This is a genomic window from Prevotella sp. ne3005 (genome assembly GCF_900110085.1).
Lineage (GTDB): Bacteria > Bacteroidota > Bacteroidia > Bacteroidales > Bacteroidaceae > Prevotella.
Genome location: NZ_FOCK01000010.1, coordinates 45,865 through 57,809, shown reverse-complemented (window position 1 = coordinate 57,809; position 11,945 = coordinate 45,865). Strand labels below are relative to the sequence as shown.

12 protein-coding genes and 1 tRNA gene are annotated in these 11,945 nt (G+C 48.2%); 9 read left to right on the top strand and 4 right to left on the bottom strand.

Translation table 11 applies throughout. The annotated features are described in order from the left end of the window. Positions 1 to 4 precede the first annotated feature (4 nt). Complete coding sequence (locus tag BMY16_RS15580; protein WP_170836115.1) at positions 5 to 163, top strand: hypothetical protein; 159 nt, start codon at positions 5 to 7, stop codon at positions 161 to 163. Then, positions 163 to 690, top strand: coding sequence for a CYTH domain-containing protein (locus BMY16_RS13585; RefSeq protein ID WP_091843482.1), 528 nt, complete (start codon positions 163 to 165; stop codon positions 688 to 690). The genes BMY16_RS15580 and BMY16_RS13585 overlap by 1 nt, the downstream gene beginning before the upstream one ends. Here BMY16_RS13585 and BMY16_RS13580 read toward each other — a convergent pair. After that, positions 650 to 1,045 (bottom strand): VanZ family protein, encoded by a 396-nt coding sequence (locus tag BMY16_RS13580; protein WP_170836114.1) that lies wholly within the window; start codon positions 1,043 to 1,045, stop codon positions 650 to 652. The genes BMY16_RS13585 and BMY16_RS13580 overlap by 41 nt on opposite strands. 73 nt (positions 1,046 to 1,118) lie before the next feature. Between BMY16_RS13580 and BMY16_RS13575 the strand changes: the two genes are divergently transcribed. The 7 genes from BMY16_RS13575 (at position 1,119) to BMY16_RS13545 (ending at position 8,639) form a co-directional block, all read left to right on the top strand. Continuing rightward, complete coding sequence (locus BMY16_RS13575; RefSeq protein WP_091843479.1) at positions 1,119 to 2,480, top strand: sodium-dependent transporter; 1,362 nt, start codon at positions 1,119 to 1,121, stop codon at positions 2,478 to 2,480. 1 nt (position 2,481) lies between these two features. Next, a complete protein-coding gene (locus tag BMY16_RS13570; protein WP_091843476.1) occupies positions 2,482 to 3,834 on the top strand; it encodes a sodium-dependent transporter in 1,353 nt (450 codons plus the stop codon). Further along, positions 3,831 to 4,712 carry a ComEA family DNA-binding protein gene (locus BMY16_RS13565; protein ID WP_091843474.1) on the top strand — a complete coding sequence of 294 codons (882 nt, stop codon included), beginning with the start codon at positions 3,831 to 3,833 and terminating at the stop codon, positions 4,710 to 4,712. The genes BMY16_RS13570 and BMY16_RS13565 overlap by 4 nt, the downstream gene beginning before the upstream one ends. A gap of 81 nt (positions 4,713 to 4,793) precedes the next feature. Next, positions 4,794 to 4,979, top strand: a complete 186-nt coding sequence (locus tag BMY16_RS13560) for a Sec-independent protein translocase subunit TatA/TatB (RefSeq protein WP_091843471.1) — start codon at positions 4,794 to 4,796, stop codon at positions 4,977 to 4,979. Beyond that, positions 4,972 to 5,724 carry a twin-arginine translocase subunit TatC gene (tatC, locus tag BMY16_RS13555; protein ID WP_244513065.1) on the top strand — a complete coding sequence of 251 codons (753 nt, stop codon included), beginning with the start codon at positions 4,972 to 4,974 and terminating at the stop codon, positions 5,722 to 5,724. The genes BMY16_RS13560 and tatC overlap by 8 nt, the downstream gene beginning before the upstream one ends. 15 nt (positions 5,725 to 5,739) lie before the next feature. Then, complete coding sequence (locus BMY16_RS13550) at positions 5,740 to 7,206, top strand: 4Fe-4S binding protein (RefSeq protein ID WP_091843466.1); 1,467 nt, start codon at positions 5,740 to 5,742, stop codon at positions 7,204 to 7,206. 29 nt (positions 7,207 to 7,235) lie between these two features. Continuing rightward, complete coding sequence (locus BMY16_RS13545) at positions 7,236 to 8,639, top strand: aldo/keto reductase (RefSeq protein ID WP_091843464.1); 1,404 nt, start codon at positions 7,236 to 7,238, stop codon at positions 8,637 to 8,639. Between the two features lie 71 nt (positions 8,640 to 8,710). Here BMY16_RS13545 and BMY16_RS13540 read toward each other — a convergent pair. From BMY16_RS13540 to BMY16_RS13530, 3 genes are all read right to left on the bottom strand, one after another. Further along, positions 8,711 to 8,783 (bottom strand) — tRNA-Pro (locus tag BMY16_RS13540). A gap of 236 nt (positions 8,784 to 9,019) precedes the next feature. After that, positions 9,020 to 11,083 carry a hypothetical protein gene (locus BMY16_RS13535; protein ID WP_091843462.1) on the bottom strand — a complete coding sequence of 688 codons (2,064 nt, stop codon included), beginning with the start codon at positions 11,081 to 11,083 and terminating at the stop codon, positions 9,020 to 9,022. Continuing rightward, complete coding sequence (locus BMY16_RS13530) at positions 11,061 to 11,936, bottom strand: hypothetical protein (protein ID WP_139207234.1); 876 nt, start codon at positions 11,934 to 11,936, stop codon at positions 11,061 to 11,063. The genes BMY16_RS13535 and BMY16_RS13530 overlap by 23 nt, the downstream gene beginning before the upstream one ends. Positions 11,937 to 11,945 lie beyond the last annotated feature (9 nt).

Sequence of the window (11,945 nt, the reverse complement as noted above, 5' to 3'; positions counted from 1 at the left end):
GATTATGGCACAGATTGCAAAAGCATCGAAGTCGACCGCTAAAAAGGAGGCTTATCAGAAGAAACAGGAAGAAGGTGGTAAGAAGGTTCTGGAGTGGATCTTTGGCGTACTGGTGGCTCTCGCCATCCTGTTTGTGGTCTACTCTATCTTTGTGGTGGCCTAATGAGCGGACTGGAAATAGAGAAAAAGTTCCTGGTTCGTAATCACAGCTATCAGACCCAGAATTCTGGTCAAAGTCACATCCAGCAAGGTTATATCTGCAGTGATCGCGGACGTACTGTCAGGGTACGTATCCGTGATGACCGCGGATATTTGACTATTAAGGGCCCTTCGAGCGACAACGGCTTGTCGCGCTATGAGTTTGAGAAGGAGATTGATCCCGATGAGGCTCAGGAACTGATGAAACTCTGTGAGAAGTCGGAGGGGACAGGAAAGCCCCTCATGATCGACAAGACCCGTTATCTTGTGAAGAGTGGGCGCCACACCTTTGAGGTGGATGAGTTTCATGGAGAGAATGAGGGACTGGTGGTCGCAGAGGTGGAGCTGCAGTCAGAAGATGAGGATTATCTGTTGCCTGACTTTATAAATAAGGAAGACGAGGTGACGGGTGATCGCAAGTACTACAACTCGCAGCTTCTGAAGCACCCTTTCAGCACTTGGCCGAAAGACGGAGAATCAGCAGTCCGATAACGGCTGCCAGCGTGACGCCTGTGGCATCGGCTGCGAAGTCGAGCCAGTCGCCACTACGATGGCCCCCTGTGCAGTACTCCTGCAACAATTCGATGACGCCACCCATGATAATAGGCATCAGCCATCCCCAGAAAAACAATTTCTCGTAGTCAGGACTGAGGTGCTTGACGGTATATTCAATCCAAAGTACGAGAAACGTCCCACCATACATCACGATGTGTACCCACTTGTCGATGAATTCAACGTTGTCGAGTGGGGTCTCTGGGAAAAATGGAACGAGGGAGAGTATCCAAATAAGTAGGATACAGACATCCGAAAAAGGGTATTTCTTGAACAAATGAAACAAAAAACTCATATTTACTAGCAATTTTGGTGCAAAATTAAGAAAAAAATTATAATTTTGCAAGCGAAACATGAGAAAAGTATATATGTCAAAACTGGAGAGAGCAAGTTTTGGAAGCAAACTTGGTGTGATTCTGGCAACTGCAGGCTCAGCTGTGGGCTTGGGCAATATCTGGCGTTTTCCATATATGACGGGTCAGAATGGTGGTGCCGTATTCATTGTGATTTACATCTTTTGTGTATTGTTGCTTGGCATACCTTGTATGATCAGCGAGTTTATCATCGGGCGTCATGGGCAATCCAATACCGCCAGGGCTTTCCGTATCATGTCGGGAGGAACCGTTTGGTCGCTCATAGGCTATATGGGGGTGTTGACAGGATTCCTCATCTCCTGCTATTATGCTGTAGTTTCTGGTTGGTGTCTAGAGTATGTATGGGCTTCGTTTTTAGGCCATCTGCATGGTGATCCGGAGTATATCAAGACTTATTTCGTCACTTTCTCGCAGGATCCTGTGAAGCCAGCTTTCTGGACTCTTATCATCCTGCTGGCCACATATTTGATTATTGAGAATGGTGTGCGCGACGGTATCGAGCGGGCCTCGAAACTGATGATGCCCACCTTGTTCATATTATTGCTGGTGATTGTAGGGGCATCGTGCATGCTGCCTGAAGCTGAAAAGGGTCTGGAATTCCTTTTCAAGCCCGATATATCGAAAGTAAATGGTGATGTGTTCCTGAGTGCTTTGGGACAGTCGTTCTATTCGATGAGTATCGCCATGGGTTGTATCTGCACTTATGCTAGCTATTTCTCCAAGAGTACAAACCTGCCTAATTCGGCCATGCAGATTGGTGTTATCGACTTCTTCGTGGCGTTGTTGGCAGGATTGCTCATCTTCCCTGCAGCCTTCTCCGTGGGCGTGAATCCAGACAGTGGCCCCTCGCTGATATTCATCACGTTGCCGAATGTGTTCCAGAATGCCTTTGGCGATCCGACGCTGGGTTATATTGTTTCCGTATTGTTCTATATCCTGCTATCGATGGCAGCCTTGACCTCGCTGATCTCATTGCATGAGGTGAGTACGGCATTCTTGCAGGAGGAGATAGGTACTACTCGTAAGCGTGCAGCCATAGGGGTAACGGTGGCTTGTATGGTAATAGGTGTCGTTTGCTCCCTTTCGATGGGCGCCTGGAGCAACGTCAAGTTGTTTGGCATGACCATCTTCGACACTTTCGACTTCGTGACGGGACAGCTGTTCCTGCCATTGGTGGGCTTCCTGACTTGTATCTTCCTTGGCTGGTTTGTGCCGCATAAGATTGTGAAAGATGAGTTTACGAATATGGGAACATTGCGCAACGGGACACTTTTCCATTTTTATCTTCTTCTAGTGAAGTATGTATGTCCTATCTGCATCCTTTTCATCTTCCTGCATCAATTCGGACTGATATAACATGAGCAACAGGGGTACGTTTGGCAGCAAGCTGGCGATAGTCCTAGCAACGGCAGGATCGGCTGTAGGATTAGGAAATATATGGCGTTTCCCGTTTATGACAGGCCAGAACGGTGGTGCTGCCTTTATCCTCATCTATTTTGCTTGCGTGTTCCTTTTAGGTATTCCTGGCATGGTTAATGAGTTTCTTGTTGGCCGTCATGCCCAGACGAATGCTGCACGTGCCTATGGTCAGATTGGCGGAAGAGGTTGGAGGGTTATAGGCTACCTAGGCATCCTCACTTCAACTATCATCCTCGGATTCTATGCTGTCGTGGCTGGCTGGTGCCTGCAATATCTTTTTGCCTCGATAGCAGGACAATTGGATGGCGATCCCACTTATGTGGTGACGTATTTCAAAACGTTTTCATCCGACCCTGTCAAACCCTGCCTCTGGGGTGTGGGTTTTGTGCTGATTACCCATGTTGTGGTGTCTCAAGGTGTAGAGAAAGGTATTGAGAGGGCTTCGAAACTCTTGATGCCATTGTTGTTGGTGCTTTTGCTGATACTGGTGGTGGCCTCATGTATGTTGCCTGGAGCCGTCAAGGGTGTCGAGTTCCTGCTGAAGCCTGACTTCTCGAAAGTGAGTAGTAAAGTGTTCCTTGAGGCCTTAGGGCAGGCATTCTTCTCCCTGAGTCTTGGCACGGCCTGCCTCTGTACCTATGCTTCTTATTTCAAGCGTGACACCAACTTGTTGAAGTCTGCCACTCAAATAGCATTATTGGATTCTTTCATCGCTATCTTGGCTGGTCTGATGATTTTCCCTGCAGCCTTTTCCGTGGGTGTACAGCCAGATAGCGGCCCTTCACTGATATTCATCACCCTGCCCAATGTGTTTCGTGAGGCTTTCAGTGCTATGCCTGTGGTGGGTTATGTCATCTCCATCTTGTTCTATGCCCTGCTGGTCTTTGCTGCCCTCACCTCCACCATTTCCATGCATGAGATTGGTACAGTCTTCTTTCATGAGGAACTGAAACTGACGCGTCATCGTGCAGCCTGGATACTGACGGTGATTTGTTCCGTGATTGCCGTTTTCTGCTCCTTGTCTGTGGGTGCTTATAGCAATCTGCAGCTGTTTGGCATGTCGCTGCTCGATTTCTGCGACTTCTTGACGGCCCAGCTGATGCTGCCTACTGGCGCTTTCTTGACGAGTATCCTGATGGGGTGGGTTGCTAACCGCCAGTTGGTGAAGGATGAGTTTACCAATGGTGGAACCCTTCGCGAGACCTTCTTCAGGACTTGGCTCTTCTCCGTCAGATACATCGTGCCGTTGTGTATCGTCCTGATCTTCCTTCATCAGTTCGGTATACTATGATCCGTGATTTCTTCTATCTCCAGAAGTCTGACCGTAAGGTGATTTTGACCTTGCTAGGCGTCATCGTTGTGGCTATGGGGATTATTTTCTTGACGGGTGGAGAACAGAAGAGCGAGGCAGCTACGGGCGACAGTCTTACCCAGAAATCTGCTGATAAGGGCAAGTCCTATTATTATGTCGCTCCTAAGCATGTGGAGCGCTTTGCTTTTGACCCCAATACCGCCGACAGCACCCAACTGCTGAGGCTTGGCTTGCAACCATGGCAGGTGCGCAACATTTATAAATACAGGGCTGCGGGTGGCATCTATCGTAAGCCAGAGGACTTTGCCAAACTTTATGGTCTGACCGTTAAGCAGTATCGGGAGTTGGAACCTTATATTCGCATCTCGAGTGATTATCTGCCAGCCTCAACCTTGGTGAGGCAAGAGCCAAAGTCACAAAGTGAGGTCAGGGATTCTGTCCAACATTACTATCCTGTGAAGATTCGTGAGACGGAGCATGTGGTGCTGAACACGGCTGATACGACAGCCCTGAAGACGGTACCTGGCATAGGCTCTTATTTTGCCAGAAGGATTGTGCAGTATGGACAACGTCTGGGTGGCTATGTCAACATTGACCAACTGGATGAGATAGAGAACTTCCCTCAGGAGTCCAAGCACTATTTTGTGGTAGAGGGTTCTCATCCTCATAAGCTTAATGTCAATAAACTCTCGCTCGACGAACTGAAACGTCACCCCTACATCAACTTCTTCCAGGCCAAGGCGATCACAGATTATCGTCGGCTACATGGACCTATCAAGAGCCTTCAGGATCTCCGTCTCTCAAAGGATTTCCCTCCAGAGACCATTGAGCGGTTGTTGCCTTATGTTGCGTACTGATTTGTTAATAAATCATAGAAAATGCTTGACTTATCGTATAATCTTCGTATATTTGCAGAATAAACTTAAAACTTAGTGAAAATGTTTGGATTAGGTATGCAAGAGATACTCATTCTCGCCCTGATAGTATTGCTGTTCTTTGGCGGCAAGAAGATTCCGGAACTGATGCGTGGCCTTGGCAAAGGCGTAAAAAGCTTTAAGGAAGGAATGAATGAGGTGACGGACATCACCAAGGACGAAGACAAGGCCGAGAAGAAGGATGAGTGAGTCACCGACGATGACGTTTTGGGATCATCTGGATGAGCTGCGCTCGGTGATTATCCGAATCCTTGTCATCACGGCGGTGGCAGCCGTTGCGGCATTTTGCCTGAAAGATGAGCTCTTTGCCATTGTGTTGGCACCTCGCTCGAGTGATTTTATCACTTACCGTCTGATGGGAGTGGAGCCTTTTTCCATCCACCTGATGAATACAGGACTGACGGAGCAGTTCATGATTCACATGAAGACGTCTTTCTATGCAGGCTTTCTGATGGCTTCCCCCTATGTGATATATCTGCTATTCCGCTTTGTCTCACCTGCGCTCTATGACAATGAACGAAAATATGCCACAGCATTGGTGTCGAGCGGGTACCTGATGTTTATGCTGGGTACATTGCTCAATTACTTTCTAATCTTCCCTCTGACTGTGAAGTTCTTGGGAACGTATCAGGTAAGTGAAGATGTGGCAAACATGCTGACGCTGCAGTCGTACATGGACACGTTGCTGATGATGAGTCTCGTGATGGGCATCGTCTTTGAACTGCCTGTTGTGTGTTGGCTTTTGGGAAAGATGGGACTGATTAATGCCCCGATGATGCAGACGTGGCGCAAGCATGCCGTGGTGGCGATATTTGTGGTCTCGGCCATTATCACGCCAACAACAGATGCTTTTACGCTCTTCGTGGTGGCTCTGCCTATATGGCTGCTCTACGAGGTGAGCATCTGGATAGTCAGAATGACAAGAAACAAATAACTAAATGAATACTTTATGACGCTTAAAAGAATCCGTACTATTTTAGCTGTTGTGATGTTTGTGTGCATCACATGGCTATTTGTAGATTTTACAGGAACGGCCTACCAATGGTTCTCATGGATGCCAAAGATACAGCTGCTTGAGGCTATTCTGGCTGTTAATGTGGTGGCTATTGCCATTCTGGTGGTAGGTACGCTAATCTTTGGACGAGTCTACTGTTCTGTCATCTGTCCGCTGGGCATACTGCAGGATGTCATTGCACGATTCAATCGCAGGAAGAATAAGTATAGCTATTCGAAGGCCTTGTCTTGGTTGCGCTATACGATGCTGGGCGTGATGGTGGTAGCTCTGGTGGCTGGTGTGGGCTCAGTGTTCCAGTTGCTGGCTCCATATAGTGCCTATGGACGTATCGCCACAACTATGTTCCAACCTATATGGAAGGCTGGGAATAATGTGTTGGCCTCGATAGCAGAACACTCTGACAGCTATCTCTTCTACCATGTGGAGCAAATCGCTACTTTTGGGGTGGTGCTGATTATTGCTGTTGTTACCTTCATTGCTCTGGTGATATTGGCTGTGCGTAATGGAAGAACCTATTGCAATACCATCTGTCCTGTGGGAACGTTGCTCTCGTTCTTTGCACGCTTCTCCTTCCTGAAGATTCGCTTCAACGTGGAGAAGTGCAAGAACTGCTCCATGTGTTCGAAAAACTGTAAAGCGGCCTGTATTGACTATAAGACGCATACTGTGGACTATAGCCGTTGTGTGACTTGTGGTAATTGTATCGACAAATGTAAGTTTGGAGCCTTGTCATACTCTTTCTCGACTTCATCGAAGAAGGATAAGGCTGTCGATGCCTCCAAACGCAGTTTCCTCTTGGCTTCGGCCCTTGTGTCTACAGCAGCGATGGCCCAGAAGAAGGAAAAGCTGATGGATGGCGGAATAGCAGAATTGGAGGAGAAGGTGGCTCCAGAGCGTCAGACACCTCTAACGCCTCCAGGCTCACTTTCCTATGATAATATGGCTAAGCGTTGTACGGGTTGCCAACTCTGTGTATCAGAATGTCCCAATCATGTGCTTCGTCCCTCTAACGACCTGATGCATCTGATGCTTCCCACGATGTCATATGAGCGTGGCTATTGTCGTCCAGAATGTACGCGTTGTTCGGAGGTTTGTCCTGCTGGGGCTATCAAACCCCTCGATGATGTTGAGAAATCCTCGATACAGATAGGCCATGCTGTATGGATCAAGAAGAACTGCGTAGTGTTGACAGATGAGGTGGAGTGTGGCAACTGCGCACGCCATTGTCCCTCTGGGGCTATCGAGATGGTGCCGCTTGATGAGAATAACGAGGAATCACCCATGGTTCCTGCCATCAACGAGGCTGCCTGCATAGGCTGTGGTGCCTGTGAGTATGTTTGTCCGTCACGTCCGTTCTCGGCAATATTTGTCGAGGGCCATGAGGTACACCGTAAGATTTGATGATTTGGTAATTTTCAATTAGACAATTTATGGCAAAGAAAAAAATATCACGACGTTCGTTCCTGAAGTTGTTTGGAGCGGGAACTGTTGCTACAGCCGCTACGTTGGCTGGTTGCAAGAAAGGAAATAAGGCGGAACAACAGGCTGCCAACGAATATAAGAATCAGGTAGAGCCACCCGTAGGTCAGATGACTTACCGCGAAAATCCCAAGACAAAAGAGAAAGTGTCGATTCTGGGTTATGGTATGATGCGCTTGCCTATGAAGCCTGATAGTGACAGCGAGTTTGATCAGGATATGATCAACAAGCAGATAGACTATGCCATGGAGCATGGCCTGAACTATATTGATACGTCTCCAGTATATTGTCAGGGACAGTCGGAGCGCTGCACAGGCATCGCCCTTAGCCGCCATAAGCGTAGCGAATACTTTATCGCCACGAAACTCTCGAATTTCAACCGCGACTACTGGGCTTTTGATAAGGCCAAGGAGATGTACCATAACTCTTTGAAAGAGCTTCAGGTGGATTATCTCGACTACTATCTGTTGCATGCAGTTGGTGGTTCAATGGAGGAGTTTAATGGCCGCTATGTGGATAATGGCATGATGGACTATCTGCTGAAAGAGCGTGAGGCAGGTCGTATCCGCAACCTCGGCTTTTCGTTCCATGGTAAAAAATCGGTGTTCGATGAGGTGATAGCCTTGCACGATAAGTATCATTGGGACTTTGTCCAGATAGAATTGAATTACCTCGATTGGGATTACGCCAACGAGATTAGTAAAAACAATGTTGATGCCAGCTATCTCTATGCAGAGCTTCAGAAACGGGGCATTCCTGCTGTGATTATGGAGCCATTGCTGGGAGGACGATTAGCCAATCTGCCTCAATATCTGATGACAGAGTTGAAGAGTCACGATCCGGAACGAAGTGTGGCTTCTTGGGCCTTCCGATATGCAGGTACTCCTGAGGGCGTACTCACTGTTTTGAGTGGTATGACCTATATGGAGCATTTGAGGGATAACCTGCTTTCTTATTGTCCTTTGAAGCCCCTTTCAGAACAAGAGATGCGGTATCTTGACGATGAGATAGCCCAGAAGATTGTGGGCTTGGAAAATATCCCTTGCAACGATTGTAAATACTGCATGCCTTGTCCCTATGGTATTGATATCCCAGCCATCTTCGTCCATTATAATAAGTGTAAGAACGAGGGCTCTCTGCCAATGGGTGTGGGCGATTCGGAATACCGCAAGCATCGTCGACAGTATCTGATTTCGCTGGAGCGGGTGGTGCCTCGTGAACGACAGCCAGATCATTGCATCCAGTGTGGTCAGTGCGAACCCCACTGTCCGCAAAGCATCCACATCCCTCGCGAACTCCGTAAGATTGACGAGATGATCGAGAGTCTGAAGCGTAATCCTGACGGTGTGGCTTGAATGTTTGTGGATTAAAAATAGAAAGTGGTTGCTCAGGCAACCACTTTTATCATGCTGTAAAGTCTCAAAAGTCGGGATGAGGCGACTCGAACGCCCGACCCCTACGTCCCGAACGTAGTGCGCTACCAACTGCGCTACATCCCGATTTTGCGGGTGCAAAGGTACTGCAAAAATTTGAAATACGTGCAGAAAAAGGGATATTTTTTTCGAAAACCTTGAAAATAGGTTGTTTCGTTCCTTTCCTGCTGACCTATAACGAGTTGCTGCAGTTACGGGTTTACCCGGAGTAAACCCTCACTTTACTCCGGGTAAAGTCCTGGTTTACTCCGAGTAAAGTGAGAGTTTTTGTCAGACCCATGCAGCATTGGCGTATCGAAGACCTACTTATGGGTGCGATAGTATTTGCGGAATTGCAGGAAATCGTCGCATCTGCTGATATACTGGGGCGTCTCCCTCTTGTTCTCGACAAGGCTGAAGAGACTTTGGTAGGCGCGGAATTGGGGGGCCTGGCGATGGTATATAGTCACATAGCCGTCGTCATCAGGATTTGAACTCCACCTCGTCTCAAACCAGAGTTTGGCATCTGCATTGGGCGAAGCGGTGTAGAGTTCACGATAGCCCATGGCGAAGAGAGCCTTCATTTTCAGTTCTGTGTCACTGGTTGTGGCAGCTTTCTGGAGATACTCTACGGCTTTGGCTCCAAAGTCGACCTCATTGACGCGAATGGTGTCGTAGACGCTCTTGGCGTTGCAAAGCAGCCACCAGCAGTCGCCCTTGATATTGGCTTGTGCATAGTATGTGGCGAGATTGTAGTAGCGCTGCTCGAGGGCCTTGCCTTTAAGGACATTCAGAGAACCTTCCATCATCTGCATCTCCTTACAGAAGTCGAGTTTGCGGTGTTTCCACCATTTGACATCATGATCGTAGATTTCGCTATCTTTCACCCATTGGCGCTTTGTCCAGGGCTCTACATTCCACTGGCGGACTACAGAATAGTAAAGGTATGGCTTGGTGCGGTTCTGGTTGTAGTAGTCGATGGGAATATCTTTCAGCCATTGGATGGCCTTGTCCCACTGAGCCAGTCGCATATACTTCGTTCCGATGAGTTCTATGAGGTCTGAGTCGTTGACATGGATATTGGCCTTTAGATATTTGTCGAAGGAGCTCTTGGCAGGGGTGTTGGTGTAGAAAAGAAACTTCTCCAGACGATCTACTCGCATGGTGTCGATACGGTTGGCATATTCTTCATTACCAGTGATGAGCATCAGGGCGAGCTGCTGCTCGGGCTTATCTTGATAGAGGGGGATGATGATCTGGTGTGAGAGACGGTCCATGGCGTGATAGGATAAATCGAATCCTTCTTCTTGTTTTGCCTTGAGCCATTTCAGTTCTTCTGCGACGTAGTTGTCAAAATCGTCATCGTGTTTGGCCTGGGCTGCGGAGATGTAGAACTTCAGTATGCGGGCATTGTCCTTCATGCGCTCTGTTCCTTCCATCTTCATGGCTGCATTGATGTCCTTGAGGGCATCTTTTTTCTTGCCAGACAGATACTCTAACCAGGCCTTGGCGCTCTTCCACATGATGGGCGTCTCAGTCTTGCCTTCGCGCACCACTAACTCGCAGAACTGCTGCATCTGCCAGGATTCCTGCTGGTTGATGTCTCGAATGAAGAGCTTGCCTCCGAAGGTACCGTTCTTCAGGTCTTCAGCCTCTTGGGCATTGTTTACAAAGTCCTGAAGCAGGAAGGGCAATGCTTTCGAATTGGGGTTCTGCTTGTAATGCTGGCTGATGGCGAGATAGGAACGTTTCTTGTAGAACTGGGTCATCAGACTCGTGTAGTCGCCCATCTCAGCAAACAGTTCGCCAGCCTCAGCCTCGCGCCCTGTCTTATAGAGGGCTCCTGCATAGATATTCTTCATCATGTCCTTATAGACAGTCTCGATGTACTGACTGGCTGTTTGCTCCCAGAAGGTGATATTTGCATGGTGACGGCCCTGCATCATATTACAGCGCATGTAGAGCAGCGCATGCTGTGAGCGGAGCTTTGTCTTGAGCTTGCTGAAGGCATAGGCATTGACTGCCTCGAGGTTGCGCTTCTGGGCAGCAAGATCTTCCTTGGTGGGGTAGTTCCACTCGTATTGTTTCCGTTGTTCAATGTCGACGCAGTCAAGGTACTTCTGCAGGTTCTGCACGTAGCTGACCATCAGGGCGTCGCCTTTTTGCTGGGCAGCCTTGATCACTTCTTCTGCATCAAACCAGAAGTACTCATTCGTAGAGCCGAGATAGGCTTTCCAGTTGTCGTTGCAGATTCTTTCTACACGATCTCTGAAATCGTCCTTGGCATACATGCTGAACAGATAATAGTTGTGGTTGTCAATCCATGCACAGGCCAAGATAGGCAAGGTGATAGCCGACAGAAGGCTAATGATGATAAATCTCTTCATAGGTTTGGGGTTTATATCTGTTAATATTGTCTTTGTCAAGATGATAGGTGATGATGGCACGGCTTAGGTCAGGGCGCTCTTTCTCCATCGCCTTCTTCACTTTGAGTATCTCTGCCGCTTCGACGGTATGCTCCACTCTGACGCCTTGGATATTCCTGACCCACAGGTAGACAGGATAGGCGGCAGCAAGAGACAGTTGGTAGTTATCGAGGTGCTCCAAGTAAGGGTAGACATCCCTGTAGTCGAGGATGGGGTTGCGGTCCTCCCACTTGCGTGGGTCACCAGTATTGTAGATCATCAGTACGCCATAGTCTGCAGGCGGTGTCGCCATCGATAGCTGATGTAGGCGGATGGTGGTAGAGACTGTCTTCCCCCAGGCTTGTCTGACCTCCTTCAGAAAGTCGTAATAGGTGCTACGGCTTTTTGAGGTATAGTCGTAATCAATCTGTATCTCGCGAACTTCGGAAATGTCATTTGTCTCATTCATCTGCTGGATGCGCTTCACGATCTTCTCAGCCAGCCCAACATGTTTCTGGTGCATACAGTCCTCTGTGATATAGACGGTAGGTATGATCTCAATGTCTGCTGGCAGCGTTTCTGAGAACGAGATGGTGGCGTTGGGCTTGGGCTCAGTACCATCATCGTTCATCACGACATCGAAATAGCGGCAATACACCTTATTAATATGGTATTGTTGTAAGAACGCCTTTTCGGTGGAATCGAGTCTGAGGTCAGTACGCCAGAAATAGACAGCGTTACCCTCGGGTAACTCTCTCTGCTTCTGTTGACTGCATCCTATGCAAAGGAGACTTATTAGCAGACAAAACTCCAATGGAAATCTCTTGCTTCTCAATTCCTAATA

Coding starts and splice junctions, on each gene's coding strand:
- BMY16_RS13580 (WP_170836114.1), bottom strand. CDS start 1,045: ATGAGTTTTTTGTTTCATTTGTTCAAGAAATACCCTTTTTCGGATGTC.
- BMY16_RS13550 (WP_091843466.1), top strand. CDS start 5,740: ATGACGCTTAAAAGAATCCGTACTATTTTAGCTGTTGTGATGTTTGTG.
- BMY16_RS13570 (WP_091843476.1), top strand. CDS start 2,482: ATGAGCAACAGGGGTACGTTTGGCAGCAAGCTGGCGATAGTCCTAGCA.
- tatC (WP_244513065.1), top strand. CDS start 4,972: ATGAGTGAGTCACCGACGATGACGTTTTGGGATCATCTGGATGAGCTG.
- BMY16_RS13585 (WP_091843482.1), top strand. CDS start 163: ATGAGCGGACTGGAAATAGAGAAAAAGTTCCTGGTTCGTAATCACAGC.
- BMY16_RS13545 (WP_091843464.1), top strand. CDS start 7,236: ATGGCAAAGAAAAAAATATCACGACGTTCGTTCCTGAAGTTGTTTGGA.
- BMY16_RS13575 (WP_091843479.1), top strand. CDS start 1,119: ATGTCAAAACTGGAGAGAGCAAGTTTTGGAAGCAAACTTGGTGTGATT.
- BMY16_RS13565 (WP_091843474.1), top strand. CDS start 3,831: ATGATCCGTGATTTCTTCTATCTCCAGAAGTCTGACCGTAAGGTGATT.
- BMY16_RS13560 (WP_091843471.1), top strand. CDS start 4,794: ATGTTTGGATTAGGTATGCAAGAGATACTCATTCTCGCCCTGATAGTA.
- BMY16_RS13535 (WP_091843462.1), bottom strand. CDS start 11,083: ATGAAGAGATTTATCATCATTAGCCTTCTGTCGGCTATCACCTTGCCT.
- BMY16_RS15580 (WP_170836115.1), top strand. CDS start 5: ATGGCACAGATTGCAAAAGCATCGAAGTCGACCGCTAAAAAGGAGGCT.